Here is a 23,082-nt window from a genome sequence, read left to right on the forward strand (position 1 = left end):
CCAAAAAGATCAATTTAGCCAGTGACTTCTACTTTTCGCGCCGGGCCACAGCTCGGGTCCGCGCGGTCCTTCCGTTTTGCACCCTGTCGCAGAAAATCGGACTGCGGCTCGGTATTCGCCTCCAACTGGCATGCCCCGTGCATATAAGTCGTCAGCCGTTGGCGGCGCAGCATGATTGGACTTTCCTGATGTTGTGCATCATCAACCCATGAGAGGTTAGAAATGACGAAATTTAAGCTCGAGTATATCTGGCTCGACGGATATACCCCGGTCCCGAACCTTCGCGGTAAGACACAGGTCAAGGAATTTGACGCATTTCCGGCGCTCGAGCAGCTGCCGCTCTGGGGCTTCGATGGCTCCTCGACGCTGCAGGCCGAAGGCCGCTCGTCGGATTGCGTGCTGAAGCCGGTTGCCATCTATCCGGACCCAGCCCGCACCAACGGCGCGCTCGTCATGTGCGAAGTGATGATGCCCGATGGCGTCACTCCGCATGCGTCCAACAGCCGCGCCACCATTCTTGACGACGAAGGCACATGGTTCGGCTTCGAGCAGGAATATTTCTTCTACAAAAACGGCCGCCCGCTCGGTTTCCCGGAAACCGGCTACCCGGCTCCGCAGGGTCCATATTACACCGGCGTCGGCTATTCGAGCGTTGGCGACATCGCCCGCAAGATCGTCGAAGAGCATCTCGATCTCTGCCTCGCAGCCGGCATCAACCATGAAGGCATCAATGCCGAAGTGGCAAAAGGCCAGTGGGAATTCCAGATTTTCGGCAAGGGCTCAAAGCGTGCTGCCGACGAGATCTGGATGGCTCGCTACCTCCTGCAGCGCCTGACGGAAAAATACGGTATCGACATCGAATTCCATTGCAAGCCGCTCGGCGATACCGATTGGAACGGTTCGGGCATGCATGCGAACTTCTCCACCAAGTACATGCGCGAAGTCGGCGGCAAGGAATATTTCGAAGCCCTGATGGCGGCTTTCGAAAAGAACCTTCTGGACCATATCGCCGTTTACGGGCCGGACAATGACAAGCGCCTGACCGGCAAGCACGAAACGGCACCGTGGAACAAGTTCTCCTACGGCGTTGCTGACCGCGGCGCATCGATCCGCGTTCCGCATTCCTTCGTCAACAATGGCTACAAGGGTTACCTGGAAGACCGCCGCCCGAACTCGCAGGGCTGCCCTTACCAGATCGCTTCGCAGATTCTGAAGACGATTGCCGAAGTTCCAACTGCTGGCAGCGTTTCAGTCGCCGCCTAAGATCAGGCAGCTCCTTCGATACGCTTATTCATGGCGCCGCCCATTTGGGCCGGCGCCATGAATGTATTGGCACGGCCGTTTTTTGAAGCGGCTCCAATCACCGCCATCCGTCAGGGTTAATTCCGTTTGTCTCCGCTACAATAGGCACGTTTCTGCACTGGTATTCCCGCCGCACTGTTACTAAGTGTGAGGCTCAGAGCATCTGATGATCCTGACGGGGTGTATTCATGCAAGTTCCATCCATCGCCACTCCAAGCCTGCACCGCGAAAGCGCCGGCACGTCACCGAGCGACAGCAGCGGCATCATCGAATGGCTGATGACGGACACCAGCGACCAACGGTTCATCGACAATATCTTTGTCGATATGTGTGACAGGCTCAATCAGGCAGGCATTCCGGTCTCCCGTGGCACGCTGCACTTCCGTATCCTTCACCCGCAATGGCTGGGCGCACGGATCCTGTGGCGAAAGGGCATGAAAGAGGCCGATATCCAGACGTTTGGTTATGGTGTGGAAGATACCGCCCAGTACCGGAACAGCCCGATATACGAACTCAACACCGGTGCGGGCGTGGTTCGCCAGCGGCTCGAACCGGCAGCTTCCGCCAACGCTCCACCCTATCCGCTCTATGATGAGTTGCGCGCCGAAGGGCATACCGATTACGTCGCCTGGCCGCTGAAGCACACGTTGGGCAAGCATCACATCATCACCTTTGGCAGCGACAGACCGGGCGGCTTCAGCGATGAAGATCTCGCTGCCCTGGCCGATTTGTTGCCGGCCTTTGCGCTGGTCAGTGAAATCCGCCTGAAGAACCGTTTTGCCCGGACGCTGCTCGAAACCTATGTCGGCCCGCATGCAAGCGAACAGATCCTGGCCGGCGCCACGACGCGCGGCAGCGGGGTTACGGTCGGCGCTGCCATCCTGATCTGTGACCTGCGCGACTTCACCGGCATTTCGGACATGTGGCCGCGCGACGACGTCATCGAATTGCTCAACGGCTATTTCGATGCCATGGCCGAGCCGATCGAACGGCATGGTGGCGAAATCCTCAAATTTATGGGCGACGGCCTGCTGGCAATTTTCCCACTCAGCAACGCCCATGCCTGCGGCGATCTTCTTGCCGCGATCCGCGAGGCGCAGACCGCGATGGCGGCGCTGAACGAGGAGAATGTCGAAAAGGGGCACCAACCTCTCGGCTACGGCATCGGCGTTCACGTCGGTGACGTGATGTACGGCAATATCGGGTCGCGCAGCCGCCTCGATTTCACCGTCATAGGACCGACTGTCAATGTTGCATCACGGCTTGAAAGCCTGACCAAGGAGGTCAAGCGGCCGGTCCTGCTATCGCGTGCATTCGTGGAGATGGCCGGATGCGAAGCAAGGATGGAAAGTGTCGGCTCCCACCAGTTGCGGGGCCTCAGCGAACCGATCGATGTCTTTGCGTTCTGAAGGACGCTGCCTACCTGTATAGATAGGCGTTATCGGGGCCAAGCGGATGCGCCATCGACTGAGCTGCGTCCCCGGTAAACGCCGGGGATCGCAACGGCTCGCTTTGCGGCGCCGGCATAGTCAATTTTCCAGCGGCGATATAGAGCAGGAACGAGCCGATCTGATAGGGAAAAATGACGTCGATTTCTGCGAAAGAGCGCACGAACAACAAGGCTGAAATTCCAAACAGCACCAACGGTTCGAAACCCCGTCTCTCCGCCAGCACCCTTTTGAGGTGACCGAACAGGCCCGCAAGAAACAGCGTGGTCAAAAGAAGCAGCCCAATCCCACCGGTTTCCACCATCGTTTCGATATAGGTATTGTGGAAATGAAAACCGCTGCGGGAGCCGATGAAGAATTCTTCCCACAACCGCTCCGGTTCGGAAAAACCCTGCACCCAGTAGGCCTGATAGCCGATACCGATCACCGGAGATGCACGTGCGGCCTCGATTCCCTGTTGCCACAGATACGTCCGGCCTGTGAGGGTCGAATCCTTGCCGAAAGCACCGAGAACGCTGTCGATAGCCCCACCATAGATAGCCCCGATCACGGTTATGGTGCCGAAGATGGTCGCAGCAATGAACAGCAGCTTGCGACTTTTGGGCGGCAGCAGGGAAAACACCTGCATACCGACGGTGATCCCAAGGACTGCAACGGTCGTGAGAACCGAGGTCGCGGACTGGGATGCATAGAGACAATAGGCTGCAAGAAGGCCGATCACCCCGCACACGGGAAGCCAGAACCCACGCTGCTTCAAAAGGACGACTGCGGAAAAACAGAAGAAGACGGCAAGCGATGCATAAAAGCCGAGCTGGTTCTTGGAATCGAAAGCCCCGACGAAACTGATCGTCCCGTCCAGCGGATCGAAATGATAAACGCCGAACAGCAGAGAATAGAGCAACACGACGCCGGCACCTGCGACCGAGCCCAGCGTCAACGTTTTCACATCCAGCGCCCGCATGGCAATCAACGCGCAAATGACATGGGAAAGATATTGAATTCCCGCCCTTGTCGTCGTGCCCGGCGCTGCAGACCAGAAGACGGAGAGCAGCGCGAAAACTGAAAAGGCGAAAATCCAGAGGTATTTTTTGTAGTTTCCAAGCACCCGGCGGTAATCAATCAGCACCAGAGGCAGCCAGACGGCATAATAGAGCAGGATCGACACCTGGCCGAACCGTCCGGAATAGGCGAAGACGAAATAGGAGACCACGAGGGCGAAAACCCCGTAGACGAGATTTTCGCCCGGCATTACCAGACTGGCCTTGGCGATCTTCATCCGCCCAGCCTCACTGCGTGTTGAGCGTGGGTTCGACCTTCACGACGTCGCCGGGCTGTATCGGGGTTCCTTCGTCCGCAGCGATCGTCGTGGACTTTCCGTCCTTCTGGCGGATGATGGAATAGTTGATGTCGATGGTTCTGCCCGGCTTCGGGGTCAACGAGGCATCCGCCGATTGGACCAGCGCTTCCGTCATCAGGTCGCGGCTGGTGATCAGCTTCAAGGAGAGCGTATCCAGCTCGGCTTCGGTGTTCTGCAGTTCCTGGGCAAGCTGCGCATCCCAGTCGTTGCGCAGGTTGGTTTCGTCCTGGCTGGCCTTGCTGACATCCTGCTTGGCCTTCAGCGAAGCGGTATCGATATCGAGCAGTGCGGCCTGCAGATCGGCGGCCCGCTGCTCGACGGCCAGCTTACGGGCGCTGAGTGCCAACCCCTTTTCCGCCAGAACATCGACGCGGCCCTTGTCCTCGATGACGAGGTCCAGCTGCCGCTTCTGCGTCACCGACTTCTTGCCGAGCGCTTCGATTTCGCTTTGCAGAAGCGATTTGAGTTCGGCCAGCGCGATCAACTGCAGCTTCTGCCGCTTGTCCCGGGAGACCATCAGCGCCTTTTCGCTTTCAAGAAGACCGGGGGCATCTGCGACGCCCTTCAACTCGGCGGGCATGACAATATCAGTCTTCTCGGCAATCTCTGCCTGCAACCGTGCGCGGCGAACCAGAAGCCGGTTTCGCTCGGTGATCTGCACCGACGATTCTCCATGCGCATTGATGAAATCCCGTGCAAAACGTTGGCCGTTTTCGGCACGGCGCAGACCGCCGCCCAGGCTGACAGCTTTCAGCACCGTCATATCCGGTGCGAAGGGAAATTCGCCGGGCGTCTGGACCTCGCCGGCAAGGTAGATTGGCCGGTATTGCGCAAGTTCGACGGACGCAGAGGGGCGATCGGGCAGGCCGAACAGCTTCTGCAACTGAATACCGACTTCATCGGCAATCTCCGACGTGGTCTTGCCCGATGCGGGCACAGTTCCGAGGAAAGGCAGGGAAATGCCGCCGGATGCGCCGACGGTATAGTCGCCACTGATGGCAGACCAGTCCCGGACGGTTCCTTCCGCAGTCTGCCATTCCGCAACGCGTATTCTCAGCTTGTCCATGGCGCCCAGTGTGTAATCACCGGCAAATGCTGCATGGATGCCCGAGACGCTGATGGCGATGGCGAGCGCGGAAAGACGCGCAGCACCCCGGACTTTTCGGCCGAGGGCTGGAAGTCCCTTGTAAAGACTTCTGTTCATGAAATTTCCTAACTTAACAAACAAAGCCGATCCCGGCGCTATGACGGAAGCGGCGTATTCACGCTGATGACTGTGATCAGTAACTGCCCCGGGACAGGCAGACAGCAGGAATTGTCTTGGCAACGATGACCACATCGTTGAGCAGCGACCAATTGGTCACGTAATGCGTATCGTAGGCGATACGTGCGGCGTAGGAGACGTCATTGCGGCCACTCACCTGCCACAGCCCTGTCAGACCGGGACGGGACTTCAGATAAAAGACGGCAGAATGCTCATAAAGCTCCAGCTCGTCTTCGACCACGGGGCGTGGACCCACGACACTCATTTCACCACGGATGATGTTGAGCAGCTGCGGTAGTTCATCAAGGCTCAATTTGCGCAGAACATTGCCTACGGCCGTGACGCGTGGATCGTCCTGGAGCTTGCGGGTCGCCTGCCATTCCTCGTAAGCCTTGGGATTTTTCCGCAGATGGTCCTGCAAAATCTTATCGGCATCCGGCGCCATTGTCCGGAACTTGAGGCAATGGAAGAAACGGCCATTATGACCAACGCGGCGGTGCCCATAAAACACCTTTCCGCCATCGGAAAACTTGACCAGCGCCATCAGCAGCAGGAAGAGCGGGCTGAAGACAATGAGCGCCAAGGACGCGGCGAAGATATCAAAACCCCTTTTGGATATTCCCCCTATCGGCCGGTGTCCCCCGGATTCGATGGTAGTAAAATACGGCGAACTTGCCGATCGAGTCGCAGACTTCATGGGAGAAAACTCCATTCGGGTTGGCGATTGGTCGGGTTCCCAGAGGGTACTGGGATCAATTACAGATGAGAGTGTAGAGGGAGATTTAGATTTTTAAAGGCAACTTTTGCCCTATTGCTGCCATTCGAGGCAAATGCGTCCAAGTTAAAATTAAACCCACCCGGCCGCTTGCGTTCATCGGACGATAAATTTCGATTTAACCAAATAGAAAATCTTAAAAACCGAAACCTTTGCTGGAGAATACGAGTTATTTCCCGGAATTAACCAAATTATAAACATAAGCAATGCGAATTCGATATTTAAGAAATCTTATTTTAGTCGAAAACTACTAAAAATATTGTCTTCCCGGTAAAAATATTGCAATGCAGCATTCCTTTTGCACTGCACCTCAATCTATTAGTATATTCTAATTTTGTAACAAAAGTTGATCAGCGAAAGAAGCTTCTCCACCACCTGTGGAGCGATCACAGGAGGAATACGCCTTCCGCTTGCATCAGTAGGGCGATGCATCCCCAAATGTGGCCAAAACCAGTTGGCGCCTCGTGCCGCATCACAATCTGGCGCTAATCGGCGAAATTGGCACGACTTTCCGTCAAAAATCTTGCCGTTGTTGCGCAATCGACAGATGATTTTAAATGCAGGCTAAGAATTCGTGCCGTAAATAACGCAAATGTAATGAAATAGAATGCTTATGCGCGATTGAAACCGCAGTGGGTCTTCGATATGTTAATAATCGCCTAAGAGGATAAGGTGGATTTTTCAATGATGTCTGCATATCAAGACAGAATATTGAGGACGTTCTGATGTTAGCACCGCGTGTTTTCATCAGCATGATCGGAGCGCTGAGCGTTTTTGCCATCGTGACCTTCTTCCTGACGGGCTCTGCCTGGACGACAGCCTGGCAGACACTGGTCTGCGCGGTGCTTGTACAGGCCGGATATTTTATCGCCGTGCTGTTTCTGGTGGCCAAGGAAGGCCGCGACCGCCGCAACGCGGCGCAACGTCAGTCGCCGATAACTGCATCGGCTGGTGACGACAAGGAGCCGAAAACGATCCGCGTGTCGAACAATCCAGGCCACTTCAATTCCTGAAGCGTGCGTCTGAGCCGCCATCGCGATAGACGGGCTCTCGTCGATCCCGAACACCCTTCGCAAACGCACAATACCGGTTGATCACTTCGCATCTGCAATATCGCGCCTTGCCGCCCGTCCAAAGCCGACTTAGGTTCGGCGCGACAGCGATGAAGGAATGCGATTATGAAACCGAATGCAGACGTCTGCGTCATCATCGCCGCGAAGAACGCGGCGGAAACGATCGGGCAGGCCATCATCTCGGCACTGAGAGAGCCTGAAACCGCCGAGGTTATCGTCGTTGATGACGGATCGAGCGACGGCACCAGCGAAGTCTCCCAGAAGTCTGACGATGGCAGCGGGCGGCTGACAATTGCGCGGTTCGAGGTCAACAGAGGCCCGGCTGCGGCCCGCAACCACGCCATTGCAATATCCAGCGCGCCGGTACTGGCGGTGCTCGACGCAGATGATTTCTTTTTTCCCGGCAGGTTGAGCAATCTCCTGTCGCAGACGGACTGGGATTTCATCGCCGACAATATCGCTTTCGTCGATGCAGAGACGGCCGGAGAGGCGCATCTTGCCCTCACGGCGTTTCCGGCGGCCCCGCGTATTCTCACCCTCGGCGAATTCATCGCGGGTAATATTTCCAAGCGCGGTGTCCGGCGTGGAGAGATCGGGTTTCTGAAACCGTTGATGCGGCGCGACTTTCTCGATGCCCACCGTCTGCGCTATCAGGAAAGCCTGCGGCTGGGCGAAGACTACGATCTTTATGCCCGCGCGCTGACCAAGGGCGCACGCTACAAGATCATCCACAGCTGCGGCTATGGCGCCGTCGTCCGCGGCGATTCTCTCAGCAGCAGTCACCGCACCGTCGATCTGAAGAAGCTTTATGAGGCCGACAGGGCAATTCTTGCGCAGACGGACCTGTCACCACAATCAAGGGCGTTGATTGCCCAGCACGAACATCACATTCGCTGGCGATACGAGCTTCGGGAATTCCTCGACATCAAGCGGCAATCCGGCGCGAAGGCCGCGCTGTTTCACACGCTTGGCAACCCAGCCGCCATTCCGGCCATCGCCTGCGGGATCTTCGCCGACAAGACGGAACGCTTTCGCCGGCAGCCAGATACGGCACCGGTCGCGCTCGGCGGATCAGGCGGCTTGCGTTATCTCCTGCAGCCGCCATCAGCTTCCCGATAGGGCAGACTTGATGGCGGACCATGAGGCGATGGTGGTTTAGAAATAGTCGCGGCGCACTCCAGCGATAACCTCGAGAAACCGCTCCTTGCGCTCTGCCAAGGCATGATCTGCGCTCAGTTGCGGCGTGACGCGGGCTGCTTGCCAAAGAGACAGGGCCGAAGGAGCCGCCAGTAGCTGTTTGGCGGCAACCCGCAACGAGGTCTGCTTGGGCGCGCGGGCGGCGACTATGACACTTTCGTCGATCTGACGCTTGTTCGGATCGTCGAGTGCCGGCTGATGCGCGTCGAAATCGACGCCCCAGAACTTCGCACCCTTGATAATGGCCTCCGCCCGGCTGGAAACAGGCACATGGCGCGGACGGTAGACAACGCCGACGGTGTGGGCCCAATCGTTCCATTTGAAACTGTTAATAGCGTTGGAGGTCGTCACCGCCACCCACGGAACGCGAAAAGCATCGGCGAGGATGGCGCCATGCATCGATTCGGCGATGACCACTTCCGACTGGGCGATTTCGCGAATGACATCCTTCGCGTCGCCGCGCGGATCGATGTAATGCAGGCCGACTGTCTGGCAGATAACCGGCCACAGGCCGGCAATTGCCGATTCCCAATGAGGGACGAAGCTTTTCTTGTATTTCTTCGGCAAATCTTTGAACTCTGGCATTTCGGCAACCATGACCGCCGGGTCGATGATGCCGAGCTTTGGATCGATACCGACTTTCTGTGCCGTCAACGGGCCGCGAACGCAGCGGATATCCCATTCCTGGCTGTTGCTCATATCGGGCAAGGTGCCGTAACCAAAACCGCTGCCGAGCACCAGCTTGTGCCGGCCTTCCGGCAGGAGCGCCCGGTTCAGCACCGTCCCGACCCCGACCAGAAGCGTTTCTGGACGAACATCGCGAAATCCCGGGATCAGAAAATCCCAGAGCCACAGATTGAGATCGTCGCCGAAATTTCCGTGTTCGGATTCCCAATAATAAGGGTCCATGACCATCTCCTACATGCGTTGCGCAAGGAACTGCTCGCGCGTGACATGCCATGGCAATCACGCGCATCAATGAGGGCAGCAAAAAATGCTGCACCTGCGAAGGCTACCGTGATAACTTGCCGACGGCAAGCTGAAGCGCGCTTTGCAACAGCTTCGGATCACGCCACACCCAGCGGGCCAACAGATTGAACTGCGGCATCTTCCGCCGCTTGATCAGCCGGGCCTGGCTCCAGAGAGCCTGTCGGCGCGCGGTGTGTTTGTAGGAATGGATCGAAGCGATTTCCGCCGGCTTGCGGGAAAAGCGTCCTTCCAATGTGTCGAGCGCAACCCAGGTGTTGAACTGCTGAGACAGGAACTGCGGAGAATCGCTATCGATGCTGTGGAAGATGTTGACCCCCTCGCCCCGTATAGCCCCGGGCTCGTTGCACAGGACGATTCGATCGGCTGCAATGGCGCAATCGCAAAAGAATAATACGTCCTCTGCCGCCAGCCGAAGCTCTGCTTCGAAGCGCACGGCCTCAAACAGTTTTCGCCCGATCACCATGCAGGACAGATGCAGGAAGCTCCAGTTGCGCAACATGACCTGCGAAAACTCCGGCACTTCCAGAACCAGCGGTTTCTCGGAAAGCCGCGTGACTTTTTCGGTCTTTTCCAGTTCGGCCATGTCGAAATGATAGTAGAAGGCATCGCCGCCGGTAATGGATGCCCAATAGCAGTCGGCTCCAAAGCGGGTCATTGTCTGCTGAGCATTTTGAAGATGGTCTGGTGTCCACAGATCGTCAGAATCCAGGAAGGCAACAAAATCGGTTTCCGCTGTGACGTTGTTGAGGCCCGTGTTGCGCGCGCCGCCGGGACCGGCATTGGCCTGCTTGATGACGCGGATGCGCGCCTGCTGCTCGACGTTCAGCGTTTCCAGATCGGTTTCGATCGGAAAAGGCGACTGGTCATCGACAATGATGACATCGAAATCCTGGTAGGTCTGCGCAAAGACGGAGCCCAAGGCCCGGCTCAGAATTCCTGCCTGTTTCTGGTAGTACGGAATAACAACTGTAAACTTCGCCATCTTTTTGCCCCTGCGGTTTTCCTAGAAGGTGCTTCCTGGTTCCTCCATCAGGTTGCGACTGCGTTATCGAGCGCGTCTCCTTTGTCCTTGATCCTCCCCATCGCCACACAGGATTTACGCCATGCCTCCTACAATTAACGTCAAATCCGTCACAAGCAATGTCGGTTGGAGCATCTTATCCAAGACAAGTACATTCGGGCTTAAGTTTGTCACGGTGCCGATTTTAGCCCGGATCCTGACACCGGAAGAGTTCGGCGCGGTCGCCGTGGCGCTCACGGTGGTGCAGTTTCTGGCCATGATCGGCGGGGCCGGATTGACCTCGGCACTGGTGATCCAGCGCGAGGAGGAGATGGAAACGGTCCATTCCGTCTTCTGGGCCAACCTTGCCATTTCCTGTCTCATGGCGCTCGGTCTTTTCATCTGGGCGGATTTCTTTGCAGCCCTTCTCGGCGCGCCGGAGGCCGCCTACCTGTTGAAGATCATGAGCTTCCTCATTCCTATCCAGCTTGGAGGCGACGTCGCCTATTCGCTGCTCGCACGGCGGATGAACTTCAGCAAGGACGCGGTCTGGAGCATGATTTCCGAATCGCTCGGCGCCATCGTCGCCGTCGTGCTGGCGCTTTTCGGATGGGGGGTCTGGGCGCTGATGGCCCAGCTCTTCGTCTCGGCGCTGGTGCGTCTCTGCGGCCTCTATGCGGTCTCGCACTACATGCCGCGTTTCGTCTTTCATCCCAAGCGGGTTATCGGCTTGAGCCGCTTCAGCCTGGGCATGATGGGCTCGGAAGTCGCCAATTTCATCACCTTCCAATCACCGATGGTGATCATCTCGCGTTATCTCGGCCTTGCCGATGCCGGCGCCTTTTCGGCTGCCAATCGCTTTGCCAGCATTCCCAATCAGGTCGTGCTTTCCGCCGTCATGGGGGTGCTGTTCCCGGCCTTCAGCGGCATGATGGATGACAAGGCCCGCCGTTCGCAGGCACTGATGTTCAGCACACAGGTGACGACGGTGCTGCTGGCGCCGATGATGTTCGGCCTCTGGGCGCTGGCAGAACCGGCGATGCGCGTGCTGTTCGGCCCGCAATGGGCCTATGCCTGGCCGGTGCTCGGATTGCTGGCGCTGTCCAAGGGCATCCTCACGCCCTGCAGCACTTTCATTCCCTATCTCAAAGGCGTCGGCCATGGCCGGGCGCTGTTCTGGTCCGCCATCATTCGCGCCATCGTCACCTGCGCCGCCGTTGCCTATGGGGCAAGCACGGGCAAGCTCATCGATGCGATGATCTGGCTCTGCATCGTCAATGCCGCAACGTTGATCGGTTACTCATGGGCGGTCTTCAAGGCGGATGGAACACCGTTCTTCAAGGGTCTGTATATCAGCAGCCGCCCCATGCTGATGGCGCTGGTGATGGCGCTGGCGGTTCGGTATCTGCTCGACACCTTCGGTTCCCTGGTGCCGAACCCGATCCTGCAGATCCTCGCCGGCGCTGCGATCGGCGGCCTGATCTACGTCCTGTTCGTCCTGCTGTCGGAACGCCCGCTTTTGGCGAAAATCTATCAGCTCGTGAAAAACAGGCGGTCTTGAGGCCAGGCCAAAAACTCCGGCGGGTACCGTTGCGAAACACGCCGGACGGGTTGCAGGAGCGCCTTATTTCGGAACAGGCGTGCCGACTTGAGAAGCATTTCACAAACCTTGACGTGTGGAATTGCTCGTTTTCGAAACTAATTTCTCACTCCGGCCAATTCCGCGAAGCACATTACATCAGAAACTACTGATATTCAGCAACATACTAACCTCACGCATTTTTCCAGGCTTCCAGATATAATATTGGCATTTTTTTCATCCGATTTCTGCCCTCCAAAACCGCGTGCATTGCAGCATCGGCATGACTTTTTCTGCTGCAGTGCCATATTTTTCGCGACACGCTGCCCTATCTTCGAGATGCAGGTTCAAGTCTGCTCTGGTTGAAACGCCGCTTTGGGGGGAGTGGCACAACAGGGGATGTCGCCTTGGTTATCGACGCGAATATATCATCGCGGATCAATCTGATGCGCATCTTGCTCATCTCGGGAATTGTCTTCGTACATGTCCCCTTTGATCCGCAGACCAGCCCGTTCCTCGGTGCCAATGGCTTCGTCGACTGGGTCAGGGTCTTTCTCGGCGACAGCCTGTTCAGGGTTGGCGTACCGTGCCTGAGCGCGATTTCCGGCTACCTGATGTTTCGCCGCGGGCTCGACGCCTTCGACTACGGCAAGACGGTCCGTTCCAAGGCGCGTACGGTTCTGCTGCCATTCCTGATCTGGAACCTGTCCTTTCTGGCGCTCGTTGTGCTTGGACAGAAGGGCGGTATCGGCTTTGGTTATCTCCCCGATGCGATCAACGCGGCGCCGCGCGATTTGGCGACGCTGACCTTCGCGATCGAGGGCCTGCCGATCAATGTTCCGCTCTACTTCCTGCGGGATCTGCTTCTGTGCATCCTGCTTGCGCCCGTTCTCGCCATCCTGATCAAGCGCTATCCGCTGACGATGCTGGCAATCTTCTTCGCCTACGCCGTGTTGCCGATCCCGAGCGGCATCTTCCTGAAGAAGTCCATCCTGTTCGGCTTCAGCTGCGGCATCTACGCCAGTCTTCACCACATCAACATCCGGACACTCGATCGGCATGCCGCATTGATATCCGCGCTGTTTCTGACGGCAGCCGTGATTCTAGCGACTGCACTCTATTGGACAGGGCCGGACTATCCGGTGTGGATCGATATGCTGCGCAGCCTGACGGCGATCTGCGGCATCGTCGGCTCCTGGGCAATCTCGGCGATCCTTATCCGCTCACGGCTCGGCGAGCGGCTTTCCGGGTCGGAGGGTCTGAGCTTCTGGATTTTCTGCGCCCATTACCCGTTACTCATCGCATTCTGGATGCTTTGGAACCGCGCGGCACATCCTGGTCTCTATCCGCTATTCTACTTCGCAACGCCCATTCTGGCCCTGCTGATTTTGGTCGTCTCTCACCACGTGGCGAAGCGCCTGATACCCAGGTTTCATGCCGTTCTAACCGGCAGCCGCGCGGGCCGTTCCACCGCTGCAGCAACGCGCATGACGGAAAACGCAGCAAACCAGCCAAGCTTGCCCGACACCTCTTCTCCAAAGGAAAAAGCGATACGATGACCCGATCGATCTCAAAAATGCTTATCGTCCTTTCGGCGTTTTCCGCCGCCATTCCCGCATCCGCCTTTGCCCAGGGCGCCAAGACCGGCACATCCTTCGTCGAGAATTTCGACGCGATCGACAGGAAGATCTGGTACGTTTCGGACGGTTGGGACAATGGCGCACATCAGAACTGCACGTGGTCGAAAGATCAGGTCGCCATTGAAAATGGTGTGCTTGAGCTCACCTTCGAGCAGCGCAAGGCCGGCAAGCGCGACTATGCCTGCGGCGAGATCCAGACCAACAAACGCTACAGTTACGGCACCTATGAAGCGCGGATCAAAACAGCCGAAGGCTCAGGGCTGAACTCGGCTTTCTTTACCTATATCGGACCAACCGACAAAAAGCCCCATGACGAGATCGACTTCGAAGTGCTGGGCAAGGATTCCGGCAAGGTTCAGGTCAACCAGTATATTTCGGCCAAGGGCGGCAACGAGAAGCTGGTCGATGTCACAGGCGGCGCCAATGCCGATTTCAACGACTACGCCTTCGTCTGGGAAAAAGACCGGCTGCGCTACTACCTGAACGGCAAGCTGGTGCAGGAGGTCACGGATCCCACGAAGATCCCGGTCAACGAACAGAAAATTTTCTTCAGCCTCTGGGGAACGGATACCTTGAGCGACTGGATGGGCAAATTTGACTATAAAGGCCCGGCCAGGATGCAGGTTGACCGCGTGGCTTACACCGCTCCCGGCGAAAAGTGCCTCTTTCCCGAATCCCTCACCTGCATGCTCGATTGACGCCTATTAGCATCCGCAACATGAATGTTGCGGTGCACAAAAAACTGAACTAAGCTCGGCGCTGGCTGAGCGGGGAACGGGAAGTTTCATGCTGGATATACTATACCTGGCACATGATGTGGCAGACCCGGCGATCAGGCGTAGAACCCTGACGCTCGAGGCAGGCGGTGCGAACGTGACGGTGGCGGGCTTCCGGCGCGGCGCGGCTACGCCTGCCGCCGATGGTGTCATCGAACTCGGCGTCACCAAGGATGGGCGGTTTGGTCAGCGGGTCGCTGCGGTTGCCAAGGCGGCAATGCTTCTGCGTCACAAGCTGAGCGGGGCTAAAAGGCCCGGTGTCATCATTGCCCGCAATCTCGAAATGCTTGCGCTTGCCAATCGGGCAAACGCCATTTTCGGCGGCAACGTTCCAATCGTCTACGAATGCCTGGACATTCACCGTCTTCTGCTCCGCAAGGATTTTGCCGGCCGGATGTTGCGCGCTGCCGAACATTATCTCGGGCGGAATGTCAGCCTCCTGATTACCAGTTCACCCGCCTTCATCGAAAATTATTTCCGGCCGGTCTCGCGTCTCAAAGCGCCGATCATGCTACTGGAAAACCAGGTGATCGAGCTTGAAGAAGCCGTTGGCATGCAGACGGCGCGCCCGCGTCCACCACAGCCCGGCGAACCCTGGAAGATCGGCTGGTTCGGTGCCTTGCGCTGCCGCAAATCGCTAAAGCTGCTTGCAGAGTTCACCCGCGCCATGGATGGAAAGTTCGAAGTCGTATTGCGCGGACGTCCAGCCTATTCGGAGTTCGATGATTTCGACGGTTTCGTCGAGAACGAACCCTTCATGCACTTTCATGGCGCCTACCAGAATCCCGAGGATCTGGCGCGGATTTACGACGACGTCCAGTTTTCCTGGGGCATCGACTTTTTCGAGGAAGGCTTGAATTCCAGCTGGCTGCTGCCAAACCGGCTTTACGAAGGCTGCCGCTACAACGCCGTTCCAATTGCCATGCGTGGGACGGAAACGGCGCGGTTCATCAGCGCCAAGCATATCGGCCTCGTCCTCGACCGAGCCGAAAGTGCCGCACTTGCCGATCTTTTTTCCGGCATGACGCGGGAACGCTATTTCGCCGAATTCGGCAAGGTCGCAGCGACGGGATCATCGACCTGGGTCTTCGATCGGGCCGATTGCCAGCGGCTGGTCAACCGGCTTGCAGCACTGCGCGCCAGTGACGCCCAGACCGCGTCAATCCACGAGCTCTCGCAAAAACACAGCAACAAGGGTGGACTGTTATGAACGCCGATGATCTGAAGCACGGCCGCTGCCTGATTGTTATCCCCTGCCTCAACGAGGCCAAATATATCGAAGCACTGATCGAGAAGCTTGCCGGTGCGATGCAGGACTTGAACGCCGATCTGGTCGTGGTCGATGGTGGCAGTACCGACGGCACCCTCGACATCGTCCAGCGGATTTCGGTGGTCAATCCGAAGGTCCGGCTGCTCGGCAATCCGAAGAAGATCCAGAGCGCCGCCATCAATCTTGCCGTAAGCACGCTCGGTGCGGACTACGACTACATGATCCGCATCGATGCGCATGGCGAATATCCAGATGACTATTGCCAGCGCCTGATGGAAGACGCAATCGCGACCGGCGCAGATTCCGTCGTCGTCGCCATGCAGACGGTCGGCTTCAGCACCTTCCAGAAGGCCACGGCCTACGCCCAGAATTCCAAGCTCGGCAATGGTGGCTCCAAGCATCGCACCGGTTCCGTCGGCCATTGGGCCGATCACGGCCATCATGCGTTGATGCGGATTGCCGCGTTCAGGGCGGTCGGCGGTTATGACGAGATGTTTAGCCATAACGAGGACGCCGAGTTCGACTACCGCCTCAACAAGGCGGGTTACCGGATCTGGATGACCGACAAGACCAGCATGATCTACCACCCGCGCAGCACTGCGAGGGCGCTTTTCCGGCAGTATTTCGGCTATGGCCGAGGCCGGGCCAAGAATTTCCTCAAGCACCGCGCCATGCCGAGCATTCGGCAGATGCTGCCGCTTGCCGTCGTTCCGGTCGCCATCGGCGCCTTGCTGGCGATCATCAGCTGGGCTGCCGTCATTCCCTTTGGCCTCTGGGCCGTGGCTTGCCTTGGCTACGGTGTGTGGATGGCACTCGGCCAAAAGAACCCATACGGCCCGCTCGCCGCCGTTTCCGCCATGGTGATGCACTTTGCCTGGTCGGCCGGCTTCTGGCGCGAGCTTCTCGACTTCCGAAACCGCCGGGTCGCCTCATGACGACAGGCATGAACCTCATCCGCATCGATATCGGCGTCTGCACCTACCGCCGCCCTGAGCTTGAACAGACACTTGCATCTTTGGCAAAGCTGACGGTGCCCGGCAATGCCGAAATCCGCATCATCGTCGCTGACAATGATGACGCTCCGAGCGCCAAAGGACGCGTGGACGCGTCGCGCGCTTCCGTGCCGCACGAGATCGTCTATGTCCATTGCCCGTCTTCCAATATCTCGATCGCCCGCAATGCCTGCCTTGACAAGGCAGAAGGCGATTTCCTCGCCTTCATCGACGATGACGAGACGGCCAGCCAGGACTGGATCGCCAAACTGATCGAGACGGCACAGGCAACCGCTGCGGATGCGGTGCTTGGCCCGGTCAAGGCCACCTACGGCAAGGATGCGCCGGGCTGGATGCGAAGGGGCGACTTTCATTCGACATTCCCGGTCTGGGTCGGCGGGCAGATCATTACCGGCTACACCTGCAATGTCCTTTTGCGCCTTGCGGCACCCTCGCTTTCCGGGCGCCGCTTCAACCTGGCGCTCGGCCGCAGCGGCGGCGAGGATACGGAGTTCTTTACCCATATGCACCGGATGGGCGGCAAGATTGCCTATGCACCGGCGGCCTGGGTTGAGGAACCTGTGCCAGCCAAGCGCGCCGCTTTCTCCTGGCTCGCCAAGCGAAAATTCCGCTTCGGCCAGACCCATGGCCGGCTGATCGATGCCGGAACCGGTGCGGCGGGCAAAATCCGTGCGCTTGCGCTTGCTGCAGCCAAAAGCGGCTTTTGCGCGCTGGCCGGCGTCATCCTGTTTTTCTCACCTGTTCACCGTAACCGCTACGCCCTGCGTGCTTCGATGCATGCGGGGGTCGTCGTCGGGCTTCTGGGCGTCAGGGAAATCGAGCAATACGGCGCAGCCGAGGCGAGGCCGTCCTGATGGAACAGCATCGTCCCGACGCCACATTCATCGTCGCCGCCTTCAAGGCCGCAGAGACGATCGAGCGCGCCATCGACAGCGCGCTGGCGCAAACCGGTGTCAGCGTCGAGGTTGTCGTGATCGATGATTGTTCGCCGGATGACACGGCGGAAATCGTCGATGCCTATACCGATCCGCGTGTCAGGCTGATCCGGCTCGACAAGAACCGTGGCCCCGGCGGCGCCCGCAATGCAGGCCTTGCCGCCGCAGGCGGGGACTGGATCGTCATCCTGGATTCCGACGATGCGGTGTCGCCGGATCGCACCGCCCGCATGATCGCTCGGGCCAAGGCCGCCAAGGCTCAGATCGTCGTCGACAATGTCGATGTCGTTCCGCTGGACGGCCAGATCAAACGGATGTTTCAGGAAGCCCAGCTTTCCGCACTGGAAACATTGACGCTTCCGGCCTTCATCGGCTCGAACGTGCTGTTTCAGGCAGAGCACAATTACGGCTACATGAAGCCGATCTTCGAGCGCCGGTTCATCGAGGAGCACGGCCTGCGCTTCGACGAGAGCCTGCCGATCGGCGAGGATTATCTGCTTCTGGCATCGGCGCTGGCCAAGGGCGGCCGCTGCGCCGTCGAGCCCATTGCCGGCTACACCTATTATATCCGCAGCGGGTCGATCTCGCGGGTGCTGAAACTGCATCAGGTGGATGCGATGCTCGCCGCCGATGCCACGTTTCTCAGAAACCACCGGCTGGATGAGGCTTCAATGCTGGCGCAGGACCGGCGTCACCGCAGTATCGAAGACGCGCGGTCCTTCATCATCCTGGTCGATCAGATCAAGGCAGGTTCCCTTTCCGGCGCGGTCAAAACCGCGTGGAGAAATCCGGCGGCAGTCCGGCATCTGCGGATGCCCATTGCCGTCAGGCTGCGGCGCCTGATGGCGCCGTTCACTGCAATTCGCCCTTTCGGTCCCCCGCCGAAAACGATGAATAGAACCACCCCGGGCAACAGCCCGCACAAGAACAAAGGATAGTTCAATGGCTCCTATCAGACCCGTTCGCAAAGCCGTTATTCCCGTCGCCGGAAACGGCACGCGGTTTCTCCCCGCCACCAAGGTGATGCCGAAGGAAATGCTGACCATCGTCGATCGTCCTGTCGTGCAATATGCCGTCGAGGAAGCCATGCAGGCCGGCATCGAGCACATCGTGTTCGTCACCGGCCGCAACAAGCAGGCTATCGAGGACCATTTTGACGACGTGCCGGAGCTGATCTCGTCGCTGACGCGCTCGGGCAAGGATGCGCAGCTTTCCGAACTGGCGCGCATGCTGCCGACGGCCGGCTCCGTCAGCTTCACCCGCCAACAGGCGCCGCTTGGTCTTGGCCACGCGGTCTGGTGCGCCCGCGACCTGATCGGCGACGAGCCGTTCGCGCTGCTTTTGCCGGATATGATTTCTTACGGTGCGCGCGGCTGCATGGCCGGGCTGATGGACCTCTACAACGATGTCGGCGGCAATGTCGTCGCCGTCGAGCAGTGCGCTCTCGAGGACACGTCGAAATACGGCATCGTCGGCATGGGCGAGAAAACCCGGCATGGGTTTGAGGTGACGCAGATGGTCGAAAAGCCGCCGGTTGCCGAGGCGCCGTCCACCTACTATCTCAACGGCCGCTACATCCTGCAGCCGGAGATCTTCTCGATCCTTGCGCATCAGCAACGCGGCGCCGGCAACGAGATCCAGCTGACCGACGGCATGCTGCGGCTGTCGGCAGAGCAATCGTTCCACGCCCATCCTTATGAAGGCCGGACCTTCGATTGCGGCTCCAAGCAGGGCTTCATCGAAGCGAACGTCGCCTTCGCACTGGCGCGGGCCGATATCGGCAATCTCGTGTTCGAATCCGTTCGCGAGATGGTCCTGTCCCACGAGCAGGCGATGCGGGCTGCCTGAAAATACTGATTTTTCAGCGGCTTGGTGCTGTTGAAAAATCTGGTCTCACCCCTGCCGCGTTTTGGGGTGAGAACCGACCATGAAAAGTACCGGAGACCAGACGGCCCATGAATCAAAGACCTCTTCCGTTGAACACCGTTCCATCGCTGCGAAGCGATGAATCAGACTCGTTCATCGATCTGAACCGGCTGACCGCAATCGCGTTTCGCCGTTCAAGGGTCGTGGCCGCCTGCGTCATCCTCTGCTTCCTTGTCGGCTCCCTCTATCTGCTGTTTGCGACACCGATCTACACGTCACAGACACAGATTCTGCTCGACGATAACCTGTCGAAATATGCTGAGGAAACTCCCTCGCCGCAGAACGCGCAGCTGGCCGACACGCAGCTTTCCAGCGCGGTCGAAATCCTGAAGTCAGGCGAGCTGGCACTGCGCGTCACCGATGCCGAAAACCTCGGAGACAACGATACGGTTCTCAATCCACCACAGTCGCTGATGTCGACGGTGAAATCGGCAATCAAATCCATCACCGGTATCTTTGGTTCGCAGCCCAAGATTTCCGAAGCGGCGGCCCGCAACGGCAACCGGGAGACGGCAGCGGCCTATATTCAGCAGGCGCTGACGGTCGAGCGGGTCTCGCGAAGCTCGGTTGTCGCCCTGTCCTACAAGTCAACCGATCCGAAGCTTGCCGCCACCATTACCCGCGCCTATGCCAATGCCTATCTCACGGATCAGCTGAACGCGAATTTCGATGCCACCGAACGCGCGTCCGTCTGGCTGCAGGAACGGCTGACAGACCTGGGACAGCGCGCCCAGACAGCGTCCCTGGAGGCGGAAAAATTCAAGGCGGAAAACGGCCTCACCTCGACGCGCGGCGAACTGATGTCGGAACAGCAGCTGTCCGATCTCAACAGCCAATTGATTGTCGCGCAGGCAGACAGCGCCAGCGCGTCCGCACGCTATAACCAGTACCAATCGATCATCGACCAAGGCGCAGAAAATGCGGTGAACAACGCAACGATCTCCTCAAGCCAGACCGACAATTCGGTCATTCAGGATTTGCGGACGCGCTATCTTGCCGTCAGCAAGCGCGAGCAGGCCGTTAGCCAGAATTTCGGCGCCGATCACCCCCAGGCCGTCAGCCTGCGGGCCGAAAAGACCGAACTTGCAGGCCAGATCTTCCGGGAGCTGCAGCAAATCACCGGCAGCTACCGCAACGAATTCGAAGTCGCCAAATCCCGCGAGGCATCGCTGCGCAAGAGCATCGAAGGTGTGGTCGGCAGCAACTCGCAAGCCAACCGGTCGCTGGTTCAGCTGCGCGGACTGGAACAACGGGCGACCGCACTGAAGACGCTCTACGAATCCTATCTCGGCCGTTTCGAGGAAGCGGCTCAGCAACGCTCATTCCCGATCGCAAAGGCCCGCATCATCTCCGATGCCGGTGTGCCCACCGCGCCATCGAGCCCGAAACGGACGATGGTTCTTGCACTTTCCATCGTGCTGGGCTTCATGCTGGGTGCTGTCATTGCCGGCTTGCAGGAGTTTCGCGAACGGTTCTTCCGGCTGGAGGAAGACATCCGCTCGGTGCTCGGGCACAAATCTCTGGGCTACCTGCCGCTCGTCGGCAAGAAAACCGTCAGCATGTGGAGCAAGACGCGGGAGCGCTTTGCCAAGCCCGAAGTGGACAAAGCCGACATACCGGCCGATGCCGACATGCCGCTGACCCGGATGACGAGGATTGCTGTCGATGCGCCGCGATCGGCATTTGCGGAAACGCTGCGCAATGCCAAGCTTGCCAGCGACGTTATCCTGCAGGGCCGCCCCAATCGCGTCATCGGGGTCGTCTCGGCGCTACCCGGCGAAGGCAAATCCACCATCGCGGCGAATTTTGCCGGGCTGCTTGCTGCCAGCGGCAAACGTACGCTGCTGATCGACGCCGACATCCGCAACCCGGCGATCAGCCGGATGATTTCGCCGGCACCGAAAACGGGATTGGTGGAAGCAGTGCTTGGCGAAGAAGAATGGACCGTGGGTCTGAGGGTCGATCCGCAAACCCGGCTTGCGATCCTGCCGATCGCACCACGTGAGCATCTCTACCATACCAACGAACTGCTGGCCTCGCAGGGCATGGAAACCTTGATCGCCAACGCGCGCAAAAACTTCGACTATATCATTGTCGATCTTGCGCCGCTGGCACCGGTTATCGATGCCAAAGCTTTTTCGCCCTTTGCGGACGGGTTCCTGATGGTCATCGAATGGGGTAAGACCCCGGCCCGGTTGGTTCGCGACGTTCTGCATTCCGATCCGCAATTCAACGCCAAGATTCTCGGCGTCATGCTCAACAAGACCGATATGGACGAGCTGGGAAAATACAGCGACTTCGGCGGAGCGGAAAAATATCGCAAGAACTACGAAAGCTATTATATCGAACAACCGCTAAAGGCCGCACGCTGAGGTATCCCTCAGCGCAGGCCGGACTGGCGCAGATCATCCAGGCGGAAGACTGCCACGAGCGCCATCAGAAAGACTAGAACGGCGATCGCGGCGGCACAGAAGGCGTAGACGATCAGGTATTCCAGCAGGCAGGGTAGAAAGAACAGTGCCCGGATGACCACCGGCCGCGACCGTGCCCAACCGCCCATGCCGTTTCTCATGTAATTTTCGAAACGATGCGTGACGCTCGACATGGCTGATCGCTCCATCAATCTTTAAACAAAATTTACCAAAGATGATGGGGCCGCGCAACTGATGCTCCGCCCTTAAACTGCCCAGAGCCGGTGCTTCTCCGCGTTTTGCCGGCATGCAGCCTTATCTGGCATCGTGGAAAATGATCCCGGCCGTGTGGCGCATGCCGGAGCGAATGCGGCTGACGCCGTGGCGCAGATTGACCCGGTAATTGCCCCTTGTGCCCTGAACCGGCCGATTGTGAACCGCAAATGCAACGGCATCGCCCTGGCGCAACGGCACGACCTCGACCCGGCTCTGCATGCGCGGCCGTTGTTCCGTCAGGACGAATTCGCCCCCGGTAAAATCCTCTCCTGGCTGCGAGAGCAGGATCGCCACCTGGATCGGGAAGGCGAGATCGCCGTAGAGGTCCTGATGCAGGCAATTGAAGTCGCCGGGCACATATTGCAGCAAAAGCGGCGTCGGCCGGTTCTGACCGGCATCGTGACACCGCTTCAGGAACGCGGAATGTTCGGCCGGATAACGGTCATCCATGCCCATGCGCTCGTTCCACCCGTTGGCGACATCCGAAAGACGCGGGTAGAGCGCGGTGCGCAAATCCCCGATGAGGTCCGGCAGCGGATATTTGAAATAGCGATATTCGCCCTTGCCGAAACCATGGCGGGCCATGTGGATATGGCTGCGGAAGTGTTGTTCGGCAGAATAGAGCCCGGCAAGCTCGCGGCATTCCTCGGGCGACAACAGTCTGTCGATGACGGCGCAGCCGAAGCCGTTGAGTTCTTCGCCGAGACGCGTCCAGTCGTACTGTGCGACACGCGCCCCGGCGGATAGCGCGGCAGAAACCGGCGGAGTTGTCGTATGCGCATTCATGGCGGAGCCTCCAAGATCATCGTTGCAACAGCGAAGCCTCTTGAATGACGATTTGAACGGCTGG

At 58.5% G+C, this 23,082-nt stretch carries 20 protein-coding genes; 13 read left to right on the forward strand and 7 right to left on the reverse strand.

Features of this window, described 5'->3' with window-relative positions; genetic code table 11:
• Positions 1 to 222 precede the first annotated feature (222 nt).
• Complete coding sequence (locus ACP7E6_RS07730) at positions 223 to 1,263, forward strand: glutamine synthetase beta-grasp domain-containing protein (protein ID WP_426229127.1); 1,041 nt, start codon at positions 223 to 225, stop codon at positions 1,261 to 1,263.
• A gap of 227 nt (positions 1,264 to 1,490) precedes the next feature.
• Positions 1,491 to 2,711: an adenylate/guanylate cyclase domain-containing protein gene (locus ACP7E6_RS07735; RefSeq protein ID WP_426229128.1), complete on the forward strand. Its 1,221-nt coding sequence runs from the start codon at positions 1,491 to 1,493 to the stop codon at positions 2,709 to 2,711.
• A gap of 10 nt (positions 2,712 to 2,721) precedes the next feature.
• Here the strand turns inward: ACP7E6_RS07735 and ACP7E6_RS07740 are convergent, their stop codons facing one another.
• The 3 genes from ACP7E6_RS07740 to ACP7E6_RS07750 all read right to left on the reverse strand — a co-directional run bounded on the left by ACP7E6_RS07740 (position 2,722) and on the right by ACP7E6_RS07750 (position 6,068).
• Positions 2,722 to 4,026, reverse strand: a complete 1,305-nt coding sequence (locus ACP7E6_RS07740; RefSeq protein WP_426229129.1) for an O-antigen ligase family protein — start codon at positions 4,024 to 4,026, stop codon at positions 2,722 to 2,724.
• A 10-nt stretch (positions 4,027 to 4,036) separates the two neighbouring features.
• Positions 4,037 to 5,311, reverse strand: coding sequence for a polysaccharide biosynthesis/export family protein (locus ACP7E6_RS07745; RefSeq protein ID WP_426229130.1), 1,275 nt, complete (start codon positions 5,309 to 5,311; stop codon positions 4,037 to 4,039).
• 76 nt (positions 5,312 to 5,387) lie between these two features.
• A complete protein-coding gene (locus ACP7E6_RS07750; RefSeq protein WP_426229131.1) occupies positions 5,388 to 6,068 on the reverse strand; it encodes a sugar transferase in 681 nt (226 codons plus the stop codon).
• An 803-nt stretch (positions 6,069 to 6,871) separates the two neighbouring features.
• Here ACP7E6_RS07750 and ACP7E6_RS07755 point away from each other — a divergent pair.
• Positions 6,872 to 7,159: an exopolysaccharide production repressor protein gene (locus ACP7E6_RS07755; protein WP_426229132.1), complete on the forward strand. Its 288-nt coding sequence runs from the start codon at positions 6,872 to 6,874 to the stop codon at positions 7,157 to 7,159.
• Positions 7,160 to 7,324: 165 nt separating this feature from the next.
• Positions 7,325 to 8,338, forward strand: coding sequence for a glycosyltransferase family 2 protein (locus ACP7E6_RS07760; RefSeq protein WP_426229133.1), 1,014 nt, complete (start codon positions 7,325 to 7,327; stop codon positions 8,336 to 8,338).
• Positions 8,339 to 8,374: 36 nt separating this feature from the next.
• Here ACP7E6_RS07760 and ACP7E6_RS07765 read toward each other — a convergent pair whose 3' ends face one another.
• A complete protein-coding gene (locus ACP7E6_RS07765; RefSeq protein ID WP_426229134.1) occupies positions 8,375 to 9,325 on the reverse strand; it encodes a polysaccharide pyruvyl transferase family protein in 951 nt (316 codons plus the stop codon).
• Positions 9,326 to 9,428: 103 nt separating this feature from the next.
• Positions 9,429 to 10,388, reverse strand: a complete 960-nt coding sequence (locus tag ACP7E6_RS07770) for a glycosyltransferase family 2 protein (RefSeq protein WP_426229135.1) — start codon at positions 10,386 to 10,388, stop codon at positions 9,429 to 9,431.
• Between the two features lie 121 nt (positions 10,389 to 10,509).
• On the opposite strand from ACP7E6_RS07770, the gene ACP7E6_RS07775 reads away from it, so the two are divergent.
• The 9 genes from ACP7E6_RS07775 to ACP7E6_RS07815 all read left to right on the forward strand — a co-directional run bounded on the left by ACP7E6_RS07775 (position 10,510) and on the right by ACP7E6_RS07815 (position 21,917).
• Entirely contained in the window at positions 10,510 to 11,967 is a 1,458-nt protein-coding gene (locus ACP7E6_RS07775; RefSeq protein WP_426229136.1) for a lipopolysaccharide biosynthesis protein, read from the forward strand.
• 464 nt (positions 11,968 to 12,431) lie between these two features.
• A complete protein-coding gene (locus tag ACP7E6_RS07780) occupies positions 12,432 to 13,544 on the forward strand; it encodes an acyltransferase family protein (RefSeq protein ID WP_426229137.1) in 1,113 nt (370 codons plus the stop codon).
• Positions 13,541 to 14,323 carry a glycoside hydrolase family 16 protein gene (locus ACP7E6_RS07785; protein ID WP_426229138.1) on the forward strand — a complete coding sequence of 261 codons (783 nt, stop codon included), beginning with the start codon at positions 13,541 to 13,543 and terminating at the stop codon, positions 14,321 to 14,323. The genes ACP7E6_RS07780 and ACP7E6_RS07785 overlap by 4 nt, the downstream gene beginning before the upstream one ends.
• An 88-nt stretch (positions 14,324 to 14,411) precedes the next feature.
• A complete protein-coding gene (locus tag ACP7E6_RS07790) occupies positions 14,412 to 15,611 on the forward strand; it encodes a glycosyl transferase family 1 (RefSeq protein ID WP_426229139.1) in 1,200 nt (399 codons plus the stop codon).
• Entirely contained in the window at positions 15,608 to 16,606 is a 999-nt protein-coding gene (locus ACP7E6_RS07795; protein ID WP_426229140.1) for a glycosyltransferase family 2 protein, read from the forward strand. Before ACP7E6_RS07790 ends, ACP7E6_RS07795 begins: the two co-directional genes overlap by 4 nt.
• Positions 16,603 to 17,538, forward strand: coding sequence for a glycosyltransferase (locus ACP7E6_RS07800; RefSeq protein WP_426229141.1), 936 nt, complete (start codon positions 16,603 to 16,605; stop codon positions 17,536 to 17,538). Before ACP7E6_RS07795 ends, ACP7E6_RS07800 begins: the two co-directional genes overlap by 4 nt.
• Positions 17,538 to 18,557, forward strand: a complete 1,020-nt coding sequence (locus tag ACP7E6_RS07805) for a glycosyltransferase family 2 protein (RefSeq protein ID WP_426229142.1) — start codon at positions 17,538 to 17,540, stop codon at positions 18,555 to 18,557. Before ACP7E6_RS07800 ends, ACP7E6_RS07805 begins: the two co-directional genes overlap by 1 nt.
• 4 nt (positions 18,558 to 18,561) lie before the next feature.
• Positions 18,562 to 19,467 carry a UTP--glucose-1-phosphate uridylyltransferase gene (locus tag ACP7E6_RS07810; RefSeq protein ID WP_426229143.1) on the forward strand — a complete coding sequence of 302 codons (906 nt, stop codon included), beginning with the start codon at positions 18,562 to 18,564 and terminating at the stop codon, positions 19,465 to 19,467.
• Positions 19,468 to 19,574: 107 nt separating this feature from the next.
• Entirely contained in the window at positions 19,575 to 21,917 is a 2,343-nt protein-coding gene (locus ACP7E6_RS07815) for a polysaccharide biosynthesis tyrosine autokinase (RefSeq protein WP_426229144.1), read from the forward strand.
• An 8-nt stretch (positions 21,918 to 21,925) separates the two neighbouring features.
• Here ACP7E6_RS07815 and ACP7E6_RS07820 read toward each other — a convergent pair whose 3' ends face one another.
• Both ACP7E6_RS07820 and ACP7E6_RS07825 read right to left on the reverse strand, forming a co-directional pair.
• Positions 21,926 to 22,150, reverse strand: coding sequence for a hypothetical protein (locus ACP7E6_RS07820; RefSeq protein ID WP_426229145.1), 225 nt, complete (start codon positions 22,148 to 22,150; stop codon positions 21,926 to 21,928).
• Positions 22,151 to 22,271: 121 nt separating this feature from the next.
• Positions 22,272 to 23,018, reverse strand: coding sequence for a 2OG-Fe(II) oxygenase (locus ACP7E6_RS07825; RefSeq protein ID WP_426229146.1), 747 nt, complete (start codon positions 23,016 to 23,018; stop codon positions 22,272 to 22,274).
• Between the last annotated feature and the right edge of the window lie 64 nt (positions 23,019 to 23,082).

Origin of the sequence: Pararhizobium sp. DWP3-4 (genome assembly GCF_049898205.1) — a bacterium.
Lineage (GTDB): Bacteria > Pseudomonadota > Alphaproteobacteria > Rhizobiales > Rhizobiaceae > Pararhizobium.